18 protein-coding genes are annotated in these 17,210 nt (G+C 75.2%); 9 read left to right on the plus strand and 9 right to left on the minus strand.

Features of this window, described 5'->3' with window-relative positions; translation table 11 throughout:
• From ABD086_RS06400 to ABD086_RS06410, 3 genes are all read right to left on the minus strand, one after another.
• A partial coding sequence (locus ABD086_RS06400; protein WP_343906647.1) for a TadA family conjugal transfer-associated ATPase occupies nucleotides 1–1,163 on the minus strand: 1,163 nt, incomplete at its 3' end.
• Nucleotides 1,160–2,212 (minus strand): septum site-determining protein Ssd, encoded by a 1,053-nt coding sequence (gene ssd, locus ABD086_RS06405; RefSeq protein WP_343906648.1) that lies wholly within the window; start codon nucleotides 2,210–2,212, stop codon nucleotides 1,160–1,162. The genes ABD086_RS06400 and ssd, both read right to left, overlap by 4 nt.
• A 144-nt stretch (nucleotides 2,213–2,356) precedes the next feature.
• Nucleotides 2,357–2,626: a hypothetical protein gene (locus ABD086_RS06410; protein ID WP_343906649.1), complete on the minus strand. Its 270-nt coding sequence runs from the start codon at nucleotides 2,624–2,626 to the stop codon at nucleotides 2,357–2,359.
• A gap of 145 nt (nucleotides 2,627–2,771) precedes the next feature.
• Between ABD086_RS06410 and ABD086_RS06415 the strand changes: the two genes are divergently transcribed.
• From ABD086_RS06415 to ABD086_RS06430, 4 genes are read left to right on the plus strand one after another with little or no spacing between them, the layout of a single operon-like run.
• Nucleotides 2,772–3,563, plus strand: coding sequence for an HAD family hydrolase (locus ABD086_RS06415; RefSeq protein ID WP_343906650.1), 792 nt, complete (start codon nucleotides 2,772–2,774; stop codon nucleotides 3,561–3,563).
• A 54-nt stretch (nucleotides 3,564–3,617) separates the two neighbouring features.
• Nucleotides 3,618–4,061: a hypothetical protein gene (locus ABD086_RS06420; RefSeq protein WP_343906651.1), complete on the plus strand. Its 444-nt coding sequence runs from the start codon at nucleotides 3,618–3,620 to the stop codon at nucleotides 4,059–4,061.
• A complete protein-coding gene (locus ABD086_RS06425) occupies nucleotides 4,058–5,419 on the plus strand; it encodes an alpha/beta hydrolase family protein (RefSeq protein WP_343906652.1) in 1,362 nt (453 codons plus the stop codon). The genes ABD086_RS06420 and ABD086_RS06425 overlap by 4 nt, the downstream gene beginning before the upstream one ends.
• A 10-nt stretch (nucleotides 5,420–5,429) precedes the next feature.
• Nucleotides 5,430–5,759: a hypothetical protein gene (locus tag ABD086_RS06430; protein ID WP_343906653.1), complete on the plus strand. Its 330-nt coding sequence runs from the start codon at nucleotides 5,430–5,432 to the stop codon at nucleotides 5,757–5,759.
• Between the two features lie 301 nt (nucleotides 5,760–6,060).
• Here ABD086_RS06430 and ABD086_RS06435 read toward each other — a convergent pair whose 3' ends face one another.
• The gene (locus ABD086_RS06435) at nucleotides 6,061–6,786 is read right to left on the minus strand and encodes a Fic family protein (RefSeq protein WP_343906654.1); all 726 of its coding nucleotides are present in this window, start codon (nucleotides 6,784–6,786) and stop codon (nucleotides 6,061–6,063) included.
• A gap of 35 nt (nucleotides 6,787–6,821) precedes the next feature.
• On the opposite strand from ABD086_RS06435, the gene ABD086_RS06440 reads away from it, so the two are divergent.
• The 5 genes from ABD086_RS06440 (at nucleotide 6,822) to ABD086_RS06460 (ending at nucleotide 11,406) form a co-directional block, all read left to right on the plus strand.
• On the plus strand, nucleotides 6,822–7,625 hold the full coding sequence (locus ABD086_RS06440) for a class I SAM-dependent methyltransferase (protein ID WP_343906655.1): 804 nt from the start codon (nucleotides 6,822–6,824) through the stop codon (nucleotides 7,623–7,625).
• Nucleotides 7,622–8,734: a sensor histidine kinase gene (locus tag ABD086_RS06445; protein WP_343906656.1), complete on the plus strand. Its 1,113-nt coding sequence runs from the start codon at nucleotides 7,622–7,624 to the stop codon at nucleotides 8,732–8,734. The genes ABD086_RS06440 and ABD086_RS06445 overlap by 4 nt, the downstream gene beginning before the upstream one ends.
• A gap of 67 nt (nucleotides 8,735–8,801) precedes the next feature.
• Nucleotides 8,802–9,536, plus strand: coding sequence for a LytR/AlgR family response regulator transcription factor (locus tag ABD086_RS06450; RefSeq protein WP_343906657.1), 735 nt, complete (start codon nucleotides 8,802–8,804; stop codon nucleotides 9,534–9,536).
• Entirely contained in the window at nucleotides 9,533–9,910 is a 378-nt protein-coding gene (locus ABD086_RS06455) for a DUF485 domain-containing protein (RefSeq protein WP_343906658.1), read from the plus strand. Before ABD086_RS06450 ends, ABD086_RS06455 begins: the two co-directional genes overlap by 4 nt.
• Nucleotides 9,907–11,406, plus strand: a complete 1,500-nt coding sequence (locus ABD086_RS06460) for a sodium/solute symporter (RefSeq protein WP_343906659.1) — start codon at nucleotides 9,907–9,909, stop codon at nucleotides 11,404–11,406. The genes ABD086_RS06455 and ABD086_RS06460 overlap by 4 nt, the downstream gene beginning before the upstream one ends.
• Here ABD086_RS06460 and ABD086_RS06465 read toward each other — a convergent pair.
• From ABD086_RS06465 to ABD086_RS06485, 5 genes are all read right to left on the minus strand, one after another.
• Complete coding sequence (locus ABD086_RS06465) at nucleotides 11,329–11,988, minus strand: sirohydrochlorin chelatase (protein WP_343906660.1); 660 nt, start codon at nucleotides 11,986–11,988, stop codon at nucleotides 11,329–11,331. The genes ABD086_RS06460 and ABD086_RS06465 overlap by 78 nt on opposite strands.
• A complete protein-coding gene (locus tag ABD086_RS06470) occupies nucleotides 11,985–13,100 on the minus strand; it encodes a uroporphyrinogen-III synthase (RefSeq protein WP_343906661.1) in 1,116 nt (371 codons plus the stop codon). The genes ABD086_RS06465 and ABD086_RS06470 overlap by 4 nt, the downstream gene beginning before the upstream one ends.
• A complete protein-coding gene (nirD, locus tag ABD086_RS06475; protein ID WP_343906662.1) occupies nucleotides 13,100–13,426 on the minus strand; it encodes a nitrite reductase small subunit NirD in 327 nt (108 codons plus the stop codon). The genes ABD086_RS06470 and nirD overlap by 1 nt, the downstream gene beginning before the upstream one ends.
• The gene (nirB, locus tag ABD086_RS06480) at nucleotides 13,423–15,927 is read right to left on the minus strand and encodes a nitrite reductase large subunit NirB (protein ID WP_343906663.1); all 2,505 of its coding nucleotides are present in this window, start codon (nucleotides 15,925–15,927) and stop codon (nucleotides 13,423–13,425) included. The genes nirD and nirB overlap by 4 nt, the downstream gene beginning before the upstream one ends.
• The coding region (locus tag ABD086_RS06485; RefSeq protein ID WP_343906664.1) for an FAD-dependent oxidoreductase at nucleotides 15,924–17,210 on the minus strand (1,287 nt) is incomplete at its 5' end. The genes ABD086_RS06485 and nirB, both read right to left, overlap by 4 nt.

A 17,210-nucleotide genomic window follows, 5' to 3' on the forward strand; every position in this document is an offset into this window, starting at 1 on the left:
CACCGGTCGACCCGGGCGGCGAGGACCGGCGCGCCCGGACCGGGCGCGGCGACCCCCCGCTCGTCGATGTCCAGCGCGGGCACCATCGCGACCAGGCCGTCAGGCCGCCGATCGGGGACGGCGACCTGACGGAGCCTGCGCACGCCGTCCGCACCGCGCGCGAGGTGCAGCACGACGTGGACGGCGGAGGCGAGCTGGCTGTGGGCGGCCTCGCGGCCGAGACCGGCCGCCAGCGCCAGGGCCTCGACGCGGGCCGGGACGTCGAGGGCGGAGTTCGCGTGCAGGGTGCCGCAGCCGCCCTCGTGCCCGGTGTTGAGGGCGGCGAGCAGGTCGACGACCTCGCCGCCGCGGACCTCGCCGACGACCAGCCGGTCGGGGCGCATCCGGAGCGCCTGGCGCACCAGCGTGCGGACCTCCACCGCCCCCGCGCCCTCGATGTTGGGCGGGCGGCCCTCGAGGGCGACCAGGTGCGGGTGCTCGGGCCGCAGCTCGCTGGCGTCCTCGACCACGACGACCCGCTCCTCGGGCGCGACCCGGGAGAGCAGCGCCGCGAGCAGCGTGGTCTTGCCGGAGCCGGTGCCGCCGCTGACGAGGAACGCCAACCGGGCGTCGACGATCGCGAGCAGCAGCCGGGCGGTGTCGGGCGTGAGGGTCCCGGCGTCGACCAGCTCGTCGACCGTGAACGTGCGCGACCGCGGGACCCGCAGCGACACCAGCGTGCCGGGCCGGGCCAGCGGCGCCAGCACCGCGTGGAAGCGGGTGCCGTCCGGCAGGCGCAGGTCGGCGTACGGCGTCGCGTCGTCGAGCCGCCGCCCGCCGAGGGCGGCCAGCCGCTGGGCGAGCCGGCGCACGGCGGCCTCGTCGGGGAACCGGACGGCGGTCTCCTCCAGGCCCGCGCCGCGGTCGAGGTAGACGTGGTCGGGCCCGTTCACGAGGACGTCGGTGACGTCCGGCAGGCGCAGCAGCGGCTCGAGCGGACCCGCGCCGACGACGTCGCGGCGCAGCGTCTCGTACACGGCCAGCACCGCGGCGTCGCCGACCGGCCGGCCGCTCTCCCGGAGCGCCTCGGCGACCCGGTGCGGCGTGAGCTCGCCGGGGCTGCGGGCGAGCCGGTCGCGGACCGCCTCCAGGTCGTCGGTCGGAAGCGCGCCCAGGGTGGTCATGCCGCGGCCCGCATCAGGAACAGCTGGTCGAGCACCTCGCCGGCCGCCCGGCCGAGCGCGCTGCGCCGGGAGCGGACCGGCCCCAGCCCGAGGTCGATCGCCTCCGCGAGGCCGCGCTGGTCCGGCATCGTCGCGAGCACGGGGACGCCGGTGGCGCGGGCGACCTGCTGCGGCTCGATGCCCCGGCCGCGCAGGACCAGGCGCACCGTGGTCGGGTCGCGGTGCCGCGCGCAGGTGCGGACCGCCGAGGCCACCCCGGCGACCGTCGGCACGACGACCACCAGCAGCCGGTCGCAGCGCGCGGCGATCTCGTCGAGCAGCGGGTCGGGCGTGCGCGGGAGGTCGACCACGACGAGGTCGTGGCCGCGCCGGGCGGCGGACAGCACCTCGCGCGCCGCGAACGCCTGGAGGGTGCCGGGCGGGCCGGCCCGCCAGCTGAGCGCCCCCAGGTCCTCCCGCCGGGGCAGCGCCTCGCGCAGCGCCCGTGCGCTGAGCCGGCCGGTGGTGTCGCAGAGACCGTCCCACCGGACGCCGTCGCGGTCCTCGAGCCCGAGCACCCGGTCCACGCCCGGGCCGAGGGGGTCGGCGTCCACGACCACGGCCCGGCCGCGGCGGGCACCGACCTGGCCGAGCGCCGCCGCGAACGTCGTGGCCCCGGCGCCCCCGCTGCCGCCGGTCACCCCGACGGTCAGCGCCTCGGCCGCCGGCCCGGCCCCGTCGCCCAGGTCGGTCAGCAGCTCGGTCAGCCACGCCTCCGACCGGGGCAGCTGCGCCACGCTCTCCGCGCCGACCGCCAGCGCAATGCGGAACATCTCGTCGGCCACGACGCCCCACGCGACGACGTACACGCCCGGCCGGCGCGCGGGCGAGATGCGGGCCAGGTCCTCGGCCACGTCGGCGCCGACCAGGACGAGCGGTGCACCCGCCCAGCCGCGCAGCGCGGCGCCGCCGTCGGCCGCGACGTCGGGCTGGGCGCCGGCCGCCGCCGCCAGGCGGAGCAGCTCGTCGAGGAGGGCCTGGTCGCGGGTCACGATGAGGGGAGCGGTCATGTCGTCGATGCTTCCCGCGGCCGCCCACGACGACGACTGGGTCCGAGAGCCCTTGTGGACAAGGGTGTTCGACACGGCGGTTGTGGACAGAACGTGGGCCGCCAGCACCTGAGGTCGAGGCCTGCCCCGCCCGACCCCCGGCCACTACTGTCGGCCGGGTCCGCCCTCATCGAGGTGTGCGGCCGACTCATCACTGCCACGTGCACCCAACCGGGCGATCTGCATCCCGCGGGCGATAGCGCCGGTCACGACGAGATAGCAGCCAGCAGCAGTGGCCGCGAGGCCGCCGGCAGCGAGGGCCTCCCCGGTTCCGTCGCTGTGCAGCAGCATCAGGCCGCCGACACTGAAGAGGCAGACGCCCGTGATCGCATACCAGACGCCCACCGATGGCTCGTAGCGACCTTGGATCTTCACGTCGCCATCCTCACACGCCAGAGGGACACCTTCGCGCTGCGTGGTCGGCCGCCCCGACGACCGGGGCCGAGAGCCCTTGTGGACAAGGGTGTTCGACACGGCGGCTGTGGACAGAACGTGGGCCGCCAGCGCCTAAGGTTGAGGCATGTCCCGCCCGACCGCGGCCTTCTTCGACCTCGACAAGACGGTCATCGCGAAGTCGAGCACGCTCGCGTTCAGCCGCCCGTTCCAGGCGGGCGGCCTGATCTCCCGCCGCGCGGTGCTCCGCTCGGCGTACGCCCAGTTCGTCTACCTGGTCGGCGGGGCGGACCACGACCAGATGGAAAAGATGCGGCAGTTCATGTCGCAGCTGTGCGCCGGGTGGGACGTCGCCACCGTGCGCGAGATCGTCGCCGACACCCTGCACAACGTCGTCGACCCGCTGGTGTACGACGAGGCCGTGTCGCTGATCGAGGAGCACCACCTCGCCGGGCGCGACGTCGTGATCGTCTCCGCCTCCGGCGCCGAGGTGGTCGAACCGATCGCCGCGATGCTCGGCGCCGACCACGTCGTCGCCACCCGGATGAAGATCGCCGACGGCAGGTACACGGGCGACATCGAGTACTACGCCTACGCCGAGGAGAAGGCGCGCGCGATCGAGGAGCTCGCCGCGCGGATGGACTACGACCTCGAGGCCAGCTACGCCTACAGCGACTCCGTGACCGACGTACCCATGCTCGAGGTCGTCGGCCACGCGCACGCGGTCAACCCCGACAAGGAGCTGCGCCGGATCGCGGCCGAGAAGGGCTGGCCGGTGCTGGTGTTCACCAAGCCGGTCGAGCTGCGCTCGCGGGTGCCGCTGCCGAGCCCGACGCTGGCCGCGCTCGCCGTCGGCGGCATGGTCGCGGTCGGCGGCGTGCTGTGGGCCAACGCGCGGCGCCGCCGGCCGGGGGCCTGACAGAGCGGAACCTTCCACCTGCCGCACGGCCGTGCCGCGGCCTAGCGTCGCGCCATGGAGCACACGGTCGCGGTCCGCATCGCCACGTCGTACGCCGGCGCCAGCCGCCGCCTCGACGTCGCGATCACCGGCAGCCGCGCGGTCCTGCACGAGGACGGCCGCGCGACCCCGTTCGACACCGAGCGGCTGTGGCCGGTCGTGCGCGACCGGCTGCCGCCGCTCGACCGGCTGACCGCCGATCCCCCGCCGCACCGGGAGCCGCGACCCGCGGGCGTGCCGGGACCGGACTGGGCGGACCGCTGCGAGGCGATGGTCGCGGTCGCGGTCGTCGTGGAGGGCGCCGAGCCGGTCGTCCGGACCTGGTTCGCGACCGACGACGGGCTCTGGGCGGCCGCCCCCGGAGACGTCCGCCGGGCCCGCGCCGGTGAGCTCGCCGAGCTCCTCGTCTGGGACGTCACCGGCGCGTTGGAGACGCTCGTCCGGCGGGCCGCCTCGTGACCGTCACGCTCGGCATGGACACCGCCGCCGGCCGGCAGGCGGGCGAGCAGGTGCGCGCGGGGTCGGAGGAGATCGCCGAGCTGGCGCGGCGCATCGACGCGGTGCTGATGGCCTTCGAGTGGAGCGGCAGCGACGCCGAGCGGGTCCGGAACAGCTGGCTCGAGCAGGAGCGCCCGGCGCTGGACGCGACCGCGCAGCACCTCGCCGCCCTCGCGGTGCTGCTGGTCGCCGAGGCCGAGGCGCAGGACGTCGCCTCGGGGACCGGCACGGCCGGCGCCGGGGCCGCGGTCACCGCGGCCGTCGCGCTCGACACCCAGGCGGGGCTCGCCGGCTGGCTCGACCGGCACCTCGGCGCGTTCTTCGCCGGCCTGCTGCACACCGGCCAGCACGCCACCGACTTCGCCGAGAAGCTGGACGACGTCCTCACCGGCGAGCAGGACTGGTCGGTCGCCGCGCTCGCCGCCAGCGCGCTCGGCACCGTCGGTGCGGCCGCCGGCGCGGTCGTCAACGGCGTGACCGGCGCGGACGAGCACTGGTTCGACGAGGGCGCCGGCCGCGCCGGCGCGCCGGTCCCCGTGCCGACCGACCCCACCCGGGCGACGCAGTACCAGCCGGCGGTCACCCCGCCCCGCGACCTGCCGTCGCTGCTGCAGGGCGTGACCGACGCCTACCAGGTGGGCAGCGACCCCACGAGCCACGGCGACGTCCGGATCACCCGGGTCGACAACGGCGGCACGCCGGCGTACGTCGTCTCGATCCCCGGCACCGAGACCTGGACCCCGTCGGCCGGCGCCACCGGCCGCGACCTCACCGCGAACCTCGGCCTGGTCGCCGGCAACCCCACCGCCGCGGCGCAGTCCGTCGAGCTCGCGATCCAGCAGGCGCACATCCCGCCGGGCTCGCCGGTGCTGCTGGTCGGCCACAGCCAGGGCGGGATCATCGCCGCGACGCTCGCCTCGGACCACGCGTTCGTCGAGCGGTACGGGGTCACGAACGTGCTCACCTACGGCGCCCCGATCGACCACCTCGACCTCGACCCCTCGGTGCGCGTCCTCCAGGTCCAGCACGGGCTCGACGTGGTGCCGCGCCTGGACCTCGGCGGCATCCGCACCGGCGGCGACCTCTTCCCCGACCACGCCCCGGTCGTGACGCTGGACAGCCCCGGCCACTTCTGGCAGCCGGCGATCAACCACAGCTACGTCGAGTACACGCAGTCGGTCCGCGACGCGCTCGCGGCCGACACCGACGCCGGCCGTATCCTCCGGGAGTACCAGTCCACGCTGGCGCCGTTCCTCGTCGGGCCCGGCGGCAGCGCGACCGCCGTCGACGTCCCCGTCAGCCGAGGTGACCGCCCGTGAGGCCGCTCCCGTGAGGCCGTTCCGCCGCCGCCCGTCCGAGGAGTCCGTGACCGCCGCGGTGACGGCCGCGACCGGCACCGCGCCCGGCCAGGTCGCCTACAACCACCTGCAGTACTCCTCCGGCGCGCTGAGCGGCACGGTCGACGTCGCCGACGCGCGGGAGTACGCCGAGGTCCTCCGCGCGGCCCACGCCGCGCTCGTCGACGTGCTCGGCGGCGACGCCGACCGCGTGGTGGTCTACCTCACCGGCCGGTCGCCGGCCGGCCCCGTCGGACCACCGGACGTCGGCCTGCCGGACCGACCGACAGGCAGAGACCTGTCGCGGCTGTCAACCCCTTGAAGGTCGGGGCGAAGAGGCGTAGACAGGGGTCAGAACTGAAGAAGCAGCACGTGAGCCGGGTACCCACGCGGCGATCTACCCTTCCTACAGGGCGCTTGCCGAACCGGGACATTCCCGGGGCAGTAGTTGACGATGCACGCCTGGTAGCCCACGGTCTCACGTGTCAGCGGCGGCACCCGGAGCAACGACTCGAACGCCGGGTGCCGTTCGCATGCTCGAGCGAAGGTTGAGGAGCGCCCGCGGCTGAGCCTGCGAAGCCGCGACGGCGCGTCTCGAAACCCGGTGAGACGAAAGTCGGCCTCTACTCGGCAGATCGCCGCAGCGGACTCGCCTCGGCGCCCGCCGAGTAGCCCTCGGCCGCGTACAGCAGCCACGCGTGCACGCCGGCCGCCCCGCCCTCGGCGTACCCCCGCAGGTTCGACTCGTAGGCCGCCCGCAGGGCCAGGTGCCCGGCCTCCGGGACGACCAGCGACTTCTCGTCGACGCCGCGCGCGACCAGCACCAGCCGCTCGGCGGCCCGGGCCACGATCCCGTTGTGCGAGCCGAACGGCGCGGCGGTCGCGAGCTCGGCGTGCACGACCGCGGCGACCAGCAGCGCCGGGGCCGACGTGGGCGCGGTCAGCAGCTCGCCGATCCCCCGCAGCCGGTCGGCGGCCGCGCCGTCGCGGGGCCGGCCCCGCTGCTCCGCCGGGAGGCCGGCCGCGGCGAGGGCGTGGATCCGCGCCAGCGCCTGGAGGGGCGAGCGGGACAGCGACGGCGACAGCGCGAGCAGCTCGGTGGAGACCCGCACGGAGTCGGCGGCGATCTCGTCGCCGGACCCAGCGCGCACGTCGGCGAGCGACGACGCCGACCCCTCCAGCACCGCGCTCGCGTGCGCCCCCCGGAGCAGCGACTCCGCGGTCGTCTCGGGCGAGGTGCGCCGCAGGCCGCGATCGCGCAGCATCGCGTCGATCCCGTCCCGGGCGGCGGCGTACGCGGACGGCACACCCTCGAGGGAGGCCAGGTGGGACAACGGGTCTGCGCTCACGGGTACACACCGTATCGGCGGGTACGGTGACCCTGATGACCGATCCCTCCCGCTCCTTCGGCGGCGTCGCCGACGCCTACGACCGCGGCCGCCCGACGTACCCCCGCGAGGCCGCGGTGTGGCTGGTCGGTGTGCAGCCGACGACCGTGCTGGAGCTCGGCGCCGGCACCGGCAAGCTCACCGAGGTGCTGGTCGACCTCGGGCACGACGTGCACGCGACCGACCCGGACGAGCAGATGATGGAGCGGCTGCGGGAGAAGCTGCCCGACGTCCGCACCTCGGTCGCGACCGCCGAGGAGATCCCCGCCCCGGACGCGTCGTACGACGTCGTGGTGGTCGCCCAGGCGTTCCACTGGTTCGACCACGACCGGGCGCTGCCGGAGATCGCGCGGGTCCTCAAGCCCGGCGGCCGGCTCGCGCTGGTGTGGAACGAGCGCGACGAGCGGATCCCGTGGGTGAAGCGGTTGGGCCGGATCATCGGCACCCAGGAGCAGCTGCGCTCCGACGAGCCGCTGGTGACCTCGCCGCTGTTCGGGTTCGTCGAGGACCAGGAGTTCCGGCACTGGCAGGTCGTCGACCGGGTGTCGATCCAGGACCTGGTGCTGTCCCGGTCGAACGTGGCGGTGCTCGACGAGGAGGCCCGGGCCGCCAAGCTGGCCGAGGTGCTCGCGTTCTACGACGAGTACGGCCGCGGCATGGACGGCATGCAGCTGCCGCTGCGCGCGTCCTGCTTCCGCGCCGCCCTGGTCGAGCGGGAGGCGGCGCCCGAGGCGGCGCCCGCCGAGCCGGTGACCGACGACGGCGCCGACCCCGACGTGCTCCTCATCGACTTCCGATGAGGCCCTGGCGCCGTCGCCACCTCGGCACCGAGGCCGACCGCGCCACGTTCCGCACGCTGCACACCGCCTCGCTCGCCGCGCCCCCGCTGCGCGCCGGGCTGACCGCCGACAGCGCGGAGCGGAGCATCCGGCACCTGCACGACCTCCTCGGTACGCCGGCGCTCGCGCTCACCGACACGGCCGCGCCGCTGGCGTGGCACGGCGGCGGGCAGCACCACGAGGAGCAGTGCGGCCAGCTCGCGGCGCTGACCGTCGAGCGCGGCAGCACCCGGATGTTCGACCGCGACGACCTCCCGTGCGACGCGACCGGGTGCGACCTCCGCACCGCGATCGTCAGCCCGCTGGTCGTCGAGGAGCGGGTGGTCGGCACCCTGCAGGCGTTCGCGCCGCACGCCACCGCCGGCCTCGCCCGCGCCACCGACGAGGTCGCGCAGTGGGTCGGGGCGCAGCTCGAGCTCGCCGAGCTGGACGCGAGCCGCACCCGGCTGATGGAGGCCGAGGTCCGGGCGCTGCGGGCGCAGATCAGCCCGCACTTCATCTACAACTCGCTCGGCGCGATCGCCAGCTTCGTGCGGACCGACCCGGACCGGGCCCGCGAGCTGCTGCTCGAGTTCGCCGACTTCACCCGCTACTCGTTCCGCCGGCACGGCGAGTACACGACGCTCGCCGAGGAGCTGCGCTCGGTCGAGCGGTACCTGCTGCTCGAGCAGGCGCGCTTCGGCGACCGGCTGCGCGTCACGCTGCGGATCGCTCCCGAGGTGCTGCCGGTCGCCGTACCCTTCCTCTGCATCCAGCCGCTCGTCGAGAACGCCGTCCGGCACGGCCTCGAGGACGCGGAGGGCGGCGGCCACATCCGGATCGTGGCGCGCGACCAGGGGCAGGAGTGCGTGATCGAGGTGGAGGACGACGGCGCGGGCGAGGACCCCGACGTGGTGCGGCGTGCCCTCGCGGGGGACGCCGAGCTCGACTCGATCGGCCTCGGGAACGTCGACGCCCGGCTGCGCAACGCGTTCGGCGACGACTACGGCCTGGTCGTCGAGACCAACCGCGGCGCGGGGACGAAGGTGGTCGTGCGCGTGCCGAAGTTCGCCCCGGGGGTGCACGCGTGAGCACCCCACGCCGTTCTTCGGCTCCCCCGCTGCGCTCCTCCGCCGAACAACGCCCCGGGGACCCCGCGTGACCACCCGGACGAGCCCGCTGCGCGCCCTGGTCGTCGACGACGAGCGGCCCGCGCTCGACGAGCTCCGCTACCTGCTCGAGCAGGACGGGCGGGTCGGCGAGGTGCTCACCAGCGACTCCGCGACCGCCGGCCTGCGGATCCTCCAGGACGAGGACGTGGACGTCGTGTTCCTCGACATCCAGATGCCCGGGCTGACCGGGCTGGAGCTCGCCCAGGTGCTGGCCCGGTTCCGCACCCCGCCGCAGATCGTGTTCGTGACGGCCCACGAGCGGCACGCGGTCGAGGCGTTCGACGTGCACGCGGTCGACTACGTCCTCAAGCCGGTGCGGGCGGAGCGGCTCGCCGAGGCGGTGCGCCGGGTGGTCGGCACCGAGCCGGCACCGCCGCGCGACACCCAGGTCGCGGTCGAGCGCGGCGGCGTGACGCGCTTCGTGAGCCGGTCCGACATCACGCACGTCGAGGCGCAGGGCGACTACGCCCGCCTGCACACCCCGGGCGACTCCCACCTGGTCCGCACCCCGCTCACCGTGCTCGAGGAGGAGTGGGCGGACGCCGGGTTCGTGCGCATCCACCGGTCGCTGCTGGTCTCGCTCGCGCACGTCCGGGAGGTGCGCAGCGACGGCGGCCGCTGCACCGTGGTCGTCGGCAGCCCGCCGGTCGAGCTGGTCGTCAGCCGGCGGCACACCCGCGGGCTGCGCGAGCTGCTCCTGCAGAGCCGGACCGGCGGGTGAGCGACGCCGGCTCCCCGCCGGAGCGGGTCCGCGTCAGCGGCCCGCCGCGCCGCCGTACGCCGGGCGCGCGCACGTCCGACATCGACGCCGGCACCCGGCTCGGCGGCATGTACCTCGGCTCGCTGCTGCGTGAGCAGCTGCGGCTCGCGCTCGGCGTCCTCACGCTGCTCACGCTGCTCGTCGGCGCCCTGCCGCTGGCCTTCCACCTCTGGCCGGGGCTGGCCGGCGTGCACCTGCTCGGCGTCCCGCTCCCCTGGTGGCTGCTGGGCGTGCTGGTCTACCCGACGCTGCTGGCGCTCGGCTGGGCGTACGTGCGCCGGGCCGAGCGCAACGAGCGCGACTTCGCCGAGCTGATGTCCGAGGTCGAGAGATGAATGCCGCCCCCGGGGTCGTCGCGGTCACGCTGGTCACCCTGGCGACGCTGCTGATCGGCACCTGGGGGCTGCGGTTCTCCCGCACCACGAGCGACTTCTTCGTCGCCTCGCGCAGCGTCCACCCGCGGCTGAACGCCAGCGCGATCGGGGGCGAGTACCTCTCGGCCGCGTCGTTCCTCGGCGTCGCCGGGCTGGTGCTGACCTTCGGGGCCGACATGCTCTGGTACCCGGTCGGCTGGACCGCGGGCTACCTCGTCCTGCTCGTGCTGGTCGCCGCTCCCCTGCGCCGCTCCGGCGCCTACACGCTGCCGGACTTCGCCGAGGCGCGGCTCGGCTCGCGCGGGGCGCGGGCCGTCTGCTCGCTGATGGTGGTGGCGATCGGCTGGCTCTACCTGGTGCCGCAGTTCCAGGGCGCCGGCATCACCCTGCGGTCGACGCTCGGCGCCCCGTCCTGGGTGGGCCCGGTGACCGTCGGGCTGGTGGTCCTCGCCAACGTCAGCTCCGGCGGGATGCGCAGCATCACCTTCGTCCAGGCGTTCCAGTACTGGCTGAAGCTGACCGCGCTGCTGCTCCCCGCGATGGTGCTGCTCGCGGTGTGGAGCGCCGACGGCTCGCCGCGCGCGGTCGGCGGCGACAGCTGGTCGGTGCCGCTGGCCGCGGGCGGCGGCGAGGGCCTGTACGTCACCTACTCGCTGATCCTGGCGACGTTCCTCGGCACCATGGGCCTGCCCCACGTGGTCGTCCGCTACTACACCAACCCCGACGGCCGCGCCGCCCGGCGCACGACCCTGGTCGTGCTCGCGCTGCTGGGCGTCTTCTACCTGCTGCCGCCGTTGTACGGCGCCCTCGGGCGGGTCTACGCGCCCGAGCTGGCCGCGAGCGGGAGGTCCGACGCCCTGGTGCTGGAGCTGCCGCGGATCATGGTCGACGGGCCGCTCGGCGAGCTGCTGACCGGCCTGGTCACCGCGGGCGCGTTCGCGGCGTTCCTCTCCACCTCGTCGGGCCTGTCGATCGCGGTCGCCGGCGTGGTCGGCCAGGACGTCATCGGCCGGGTCGGCTCCCGCCTCGGCGGTGTGGCGGCCTTCCGCGTCGGCGCCGTGTTCGCGGTCACGGTGCCGTGCGTCGTCGCCCTCGCGGCGCCCAACCTCGGCGTCGCGCGGGCGGTCGGGCTCGCGTTCGCGATGGCGGCGTCGACGTTCTGCCCGCTGCTGCTGCTCGGGATCTGGTGGCGGCGGCTCACCGCCGCCGGCGCGATCGCGGGCCTGCTGGCCGGTGGTCTCGGCTCCGCCGTCGCGATCGCGTGGACGCTGGCCACCTCCGAGCCGGAGGGCTGGGCGGACACCCTGATGGGGCAGCCGGCCGCGTGGACCGTGCCGCTCGCGCTGGCCACGATGGTGGCGGTCTCCCTGCTCACCGCGTCACGCGTGCCGCCCGGCGCCGGCCGGTTCCTGGTGCGGCTGCACACCCCCGAGACGCTGGAGCTGGACCGCGGCTGAGGCCCGGCGCACGACCAGCTCGACGACCGCCGGGTGCGGGCCGATCACGTCGGCGACCAGGTCACCGCTCGCCCGGCAGCGGTCGGCGAAGTGCCCCGGAGCCAGCAGGTACGGCGACACCGCGTCGCCCGGTCGCACCACGTCGGCCGGCCGCGCACCGAGGCCCCCGAGCGTCGCCAGCCGAGCCGGCCCGCCCCAGGCCTCGGCGAGCAGGGCCCGGGCCCGGTCCAGGTCACGCAGCGCCGCCGGGTCCCGGGAGCCGGCGGCCACCATCACCAGGGGCCGGCCCGGCTCGGCACCGACCGCGAGCAGCCGCGCGACCTGGGCGACGGCCAGCAGCGGGTCGGGGCCGAGCGGCGCGACGCCGCCGAGGTCGTGCCGCACGTGGTGGCCGGCCGAGAGCAGCAGCGGCACCACGACCGACGACTCGTCGGACAGGTCGGCGAACAGCGGCTCCGCGAGCTCGAGGAACGCCGCCACCGCGGGCATGCCGAGCCGGGCACCGGCGGCGGTCGCGATGGCCGCGGCCACCTCGTTGCCGGGCGCCGACCGGGTGCCGTGCGCGACGGCGACCAGCCTCATCCGACCGCCAGCCGGTAGCCGCGCTTGACGACGGTCTGCACGGCACGGGTGCCGAGCGCGGCCCGCAGCCGGGCGACCGCCATCTCGACGGCATGCTCCGAGCCCGCGGTGCCCGACGGCAGCATCGCGAGCAGCGCGCGCCGGGAGACGACGTTGCCGGGGTTGGCGACCAGCGCCTGGAGCACGGCGGCCGGCGCCGGCGAGAGCCGCACCTCGACCCCGTCGAGCAGCACGTCCTCGCCGTGCAGCAGCAGCTGGTGCCCGCCCACCAGCTCGAGGCCGAGCCCCGACCGGCGGGACGGCAGCTCGGTCTCCAGCTGCTTGACCATCGCGGCCAGCCGGGACCGGTCCGGGTAGATCGTCGGCACGCCCCACATCTCGAACGCCGCGGCCGTCACCGGCCCGACGCACGACGCGACCACGTCGGCCTGGAACGCCGAGACCAGCTCGTCGCGACGACCGGTGGAGCCGGCGGCGTCCACCAGCGCGGCGACGGCCGGCGCCGACGTGAACGTCACGGCGTCGAGCGCCCGGTCCGCCACCAGGTCGACGAGCTTGAACATCGGCTCGGGGTCGTCGGCCGACGCGACCCGGTAGACCGTGACGGTCGTGACGTCGGCGCCCTGCCGGCGCAGCGCGTGCGCGACCATCGACAGCGACTGGCCGTGCTCCTGGACGACGATCCGGCGGCCCTCGAGGTCGCGGCCGCGCAGGTGCTCCAGCACGTCCTCGAAGCACTCCGACTCCGGCGCCCACAGCTCGCGCAGGCCGCGCCGGCGCAGCGCGCCCACGCTCTTCGGGCCGCGGGCCAGGATCTCCGCCGAGCCGAGCGTCGCCAGGAGGTCCGGGAGCAGGCCCCACCGCTCGGCGGCGTCGAACCAGGCCCTCATCCCGATCCCGGTCGTCGCGAGGAACAGGTCCACCGGAGTGCCCAGCACCTCGGTCGTCGCCGCGCGGAGCTCCTCGTCGTCGACCCGGTTCGGGTCCAGCGACAGCGCCGGCGCCCACTCGACCGCCGCGCCCCGGCGCTCCAGCAGGCCGACCTGCTCGTCGGCCTTCCGCGCGGCGGTCACACCGATGCGGAACCCGCTCAGCGGAAGGCTTTCGGTCATCAGGGCTCCAGTGGTGGACCGACGAGCACGAGGCCGTCCTCGACCCGTACGTCGTACGTCGGGACCCGGACCGCCGCATCGTCGAGGCACTGTCCGGTGCGCAGGTCGAACGCCTGCTTGTGCATCGGCGAGGCCACGAACGGCGTACCGCCGCGGTCTCCGACGATCCCGCGGGCCAGCACCGATGCCTGGGAACAAGGGTCGTAGTTCGACATCGCGTAGACGTTTCCGTCGTGTGTCCGGAAGATTGCGACCGCGACGCCGTCGACGAGCGCGGCCACGCCGCCCTCGACCTCGATCTGGTCGAGGCGGCAGACCGGGGTCACGTCGGCGCTCCGACCGGGATGGTGGCGCCGAGGTCGACGGTCGCCGGGGCGATCTGCCCGCGCTCCTCGCGGAAGCTGATGGTCGGATCGGGGACGTCGGGGGCGTTGACGAACGACACGAACCGGGCCAGCTTCTCGGGGTCGTCGATGGTCGCCTTCCACTCGTCGAAGTAGCCGTCGACGTGCCGTGCCATCGCCGCCTCGAGCTCCGAGCCGAGCCCCAGCACGTCGTCGACGACGATCTCGCGGACCCGGTCCAGCCCGCCGTCGAGCGAGTCGATCCACGGCGCCGTCCGCTGCAGGCGATCGGCGGTGCGGATGTAGTACATGAGGAACCGGTCGAGGTAGCGGACCAGCGTCTCGGTGTCGAGGTCGCCGGCCAGCAGCCGGGCGTGGGCCGGCGACGCGCCGCCGTTGCCGCCGACGTAGAGGTTCCAGCCCTTCTCGGTCGCGATCACGCCGAAGTCCTTGGCGCGCGCCTCCGCGCACTCGCGGGCGCACCCGCTGACCCCGCCCTTGAGCTTGTGCGGCGAGCGGAGGCCCCGGTAGCGCAGCTCGAGGTCGATCGCGAGCTGCACGGAGTCCTGCACGCCGTACCGGCACCAGGTCGAACCGACGCAGGACTTCACGGTGCGCAGCGACTTGCCGTACGCGTGCCCGGACTCGAAGCCCGCGTCGACCAGCCGCCGCCAGATCGCCGGCAGCTGCTCGATCCGGGCGCCGAGCAGGTCGATGCGCTGCCCGCCGGTGATCTTGGTGTAGAGCCCGAAGTCGCGGGCGACCTCGCCGATCACGATCAGCCTGTCGGGCGTGATCTCGCCACCGGGGATGCGCGGGACGACGGAGTAGGTGCCGTTGCGCTGGATGTTCGCGAGGTAGGCATCGTTGGTGTCCTGCAGGGTCCGGGTCGGCCCCTCGAGCACGTGGCCGTTGAGCAGGCTGGCCAGGACCGACGCGACCGCCGGCTTGCAGACGTCGCACCCGCGGCCGGTGCCGTGACCCTCGACGACCTGGTCGAAGGTCGAGTAGCCGTGCACGGCGACCACGTCGAACAGCTCCTGCCGGGTCATCGCGAAGTGCTCGCAGAGGCTGCGGTCGACCTCCTGGCCCTGGCTGGCGTAGTAGTCCTCGATGATCTTCCGGGTCTGCACCTTGCAGGATCCGCAGGTGCTCCCGGCCCGGGTCGCCGTACCCTCGGCCGCCGCCGCGACGATGTCGCCCTTGCTGACGTCGTTGCAGGAGCAGACCTGCGCCTCGTCCGGGAGCCCGACGTCCACGACTCCGCGCCCGGCCGGGAGGATCAGGTCCTCCGGGTTGTCGGGCAGCGCGATGCCCGAGGCCGCCATCGGCCGGAGCACGCCGTACGCCGACGCGTCGCCCACGAGCACGCCGCCCAGCAGCTGGCTGCCGTCCTCGCTGACCACCAGCTTCTTGTACACGCCGGCGACCGCGTCGGAGTAGACGAGCTCGAGCGCACCCTCGGTCGTCGCGTGCGCGTCACCGAAGCTGGCGACGTCGACTCCGAGCAGCTTGAGCTTGGTCGACATGTCGGCGCCCTCGAACGTGCCGGGGCCGCCGAGCAGCGCGTCGACGACCACCTCGGCCATCGCGTAGCCGGGCGCGACCAGCCCGTACATCCGTCCCGCGGGCGCCGCGCACTCGCCGATCGCCCACACGTGGTCGTCGGAGGAGCGGCACTGCTCGTCGACGAGGACGCCGCCGCGCTCGGCGATCGCCAGCCCGGCGTCGCGGGCCAGCCCGTCGCGGGGACGGATGCCGGCCGAGAAGACCACGAGGTCGGCCCGGACCGGGTCGGCGTCCTTCAGGGCCAGGCCGGAGACCCGCTCCTCGCCCAGCACCTGCTCGGTCAGCGCACCGGTGTGCACCGTGAGCCCGAGCTGCTCGACGTGCCGGCGCAGCGTCGCGCCGCCGGCGTCGTCGACCTGCACCGCCATCAACCGCGGCGCCATCTCGACCACGTGGGTCTCGAGGCCCAGCTGGCGCAGGGCGTTGGCCGCCTCGAGCCCGAGCAGCCCTCCGCCGACGACGGCGCCCGTGCTCGCGGTGGCAGCGGCGTCGCGGATCGCCTCCAGGTCCTCGATGGTGCGGTAGACGAAGCAGCCCGGCAGCTCGTGCCCCGGCACCGGCGGCACGAACGGCGCGGCACCGGTCGCGAGCACCAGCTCGTCGTACTCGAGCACGTCGCCATCGCCGAGCAGCACCGTGCGGGTCTCGGGGTCGAAGCCCTCGACGGCGGTCCCGAGCCGGAGCGTGACCCGGGGGTCGTCGTACTCCCCCTCGGGCAGCAACGAGAGCGCCTCGGCGCCGACGTCGAAGAACGAGGTCAGGCCGACCCGGTCGTACGCCGGGCGCGGCTCCTCCCCCACGACCACGACGTCGTGGGTCTCGGTGAGGCCGCGCTCGACAGCGGCCTGCACGAAGCGGTGGCCGACCATGCCGTGGCCGACGACCACGAGCTTCTTGCGGAACTGCGGGCTCATACGGGGGCTCCTTCCATGACGAGCTCGCGGACGGCGGCGGTGCAGCCGCCGCAGCCGGTGGTGGCGCGGGTGGTGTCGCGGGCCTCGTCGAGCGAGCCGCAGGCCCGGACCCGGCCGGCGCTGACGCCGGCGCAGGTGCAGACCTCCGCGTCGTCGGGCAGGGCGACGGGCGGGGCGACCCGCTCGTTCCTGAGCAGGTCGCCGGGCTCGTGCGGGCCGAGCACCGTGCCGCGGTCGTAGTGCTGGGTGATCAGGCCGATCCGGGACAGGTCGCCGACGAGCGTGGCGCCGACGATCACGCCGTCGCGGACCACGAGCTTGCGGTGGCTGCCGGTGACCGGGTTGGAGACCTCGACCACCTGGCCGTCGGCGCGTTCGGGGTCGCCGAGCACGGCGACGTCGAGGTCGGTGGCCCGCAGCCGGGCGACGGTGCGGGCGCCGGCGTACTCGACCGGCTCCCCGTCGAGGTGGCGGGCGAGCAGCGCGGCCTGCTCCCAGGCCGGCGGCACGAAGCCGGTGACCTGGTCGCCGAACTGCGCGCAGTCTCCGATCGCGTGGATCGCAGGGTCGCTGGTGCGGAGCAGGGCATCGACGACGACGCCGCGCCGGACGTCGAGTCCGGCCCGCCGCGCGAGCGCCGTCGACGGGCGGCCGCCGGCGGTGAGCACGACGAGGTCGGTGTCGAGCGTGTAACCGTTGTCGAGGACGAGTCCCGCGCCGGTCAGCCGGGTGGCCCGGGCCCCGGTGTAGACGGCGGTGCCGAGGCGCCTCAGGTCGCGGGCCAGGATCGCGCCGGCCTTGGCATCCACCTGGCCACGCAGCAGGTGGTCGCCGCCCTCGACGACCTCGGTGGCCAGGCCGCGGACGGCGAGCGCCCGCGCGACCTGGAGGCCGAGCAGCCCGCCGCCGACGACGACCGCGCTCCGAGCGGCCGGGACCGCGGCGTCCAGGCGCAGGCAGTCGGCGAGGCTGCGGAACGCGTGCACCCGCTCGTCGAGCCGCCCGTCCAGCTGCACCAGCCCCCGGATCGGCGGCAGCGTCGGGATGCTGCCGGTCGCGAGCACGAGGACGTCGTACGGCACCCGGCTCCGGTCGGCGAGCTCGACCTCCCGGTCGGCCCGGTGGATCTCGACGACGCGGGCGCCGAGGCGGACGTCGGCGCGGACCGGCAGCTCGAGGCTACGCGGGTGGTGCGTCCCTTCCAGGACCGCGGACAGCAGGATCCGGTTGTACGGCGGGTGCGGCTCGTCGCCGAGCAGCGTGACCCGCGGGTCGTCCGCCTC

Origin of the sequence: Nocardioides aquiterrae, from assembly GCF_039526625.1 — a bacterium.
GTDB lineage: Bacteria > Actinomycetota > Actinomycetes > Propionibacteriales > Nocardioidaceae > Nocardioides > Nocardioides aquiterrae.

Excerpts from the sequence above, each read along its gene's own strand:
- ssd (WP_343906648.1), bottom strand. The coding sequence starts at position 2,212 with ATGACCGCTCCCCTCATCGTGACCCGCGACCAGGCCCTCCTCGACGAG.
- ABD086_RS06415 (WP_343906650.1), top strand. The coding sequence starts at position 2,772 with ATGTCCCGCCCGACCGCGGCCTTCTTCGACCTCGACAAGACGGTCATC.
- ABD086_RS06420 (WP_343906651.1), top strand. The coding sequence starts at position 3,618 with ATGGAGCACACGGTCGCGGTCCGCATCGCCACGTCGTACGCCGGCGCC.
- ABD086_RS06440 (WP_343906655.1), top strand. The coding sequence starts at position 6,822 with ATGACCGATCCCTCCCGCTCCTTCGGCGGCGTCGCCGACGCCTACGAC.
- ABD086_RS06445 (WP_343906656.1), top strand. The coding sequence starts at position 7,622 with ATGAGGCCCTGGCGCCGTCGCCACCTCGGCACCGAGGCCGACCGCGCC.
- ABD086_RS06460 (WP_343906659.1), top strand. The coding sequence starts at position 9,907 with ATGAATGCCGCCCCCGGGGTCGTCGCGGTCACGCTGGTCACCCTGGCG.
- ABD086_RS06465 (WP_343906660.1), bottom strand. The coding sequence starts at position 11,988 with ATGAGGCTGGTCGCCGTCGCGCACGGCACCCGGTCGGCGCCCGGCAAC.
- ABD086_RS06470 (WP_343906661.1), bottom strand. The coding sequence starts at position 13,100 with ATGACCGAAAGCCTTCCGCTGAGCGGGTTCCGCATCGGTGTGACCGCC.
- nirB (WP_343906663.1), bottom strand. The coding sequence starts at position 15,927 with ATGAGCCCGCAGTTCCGCAAGAAGCTCGTGGTCGTCGGCCACGGCATG.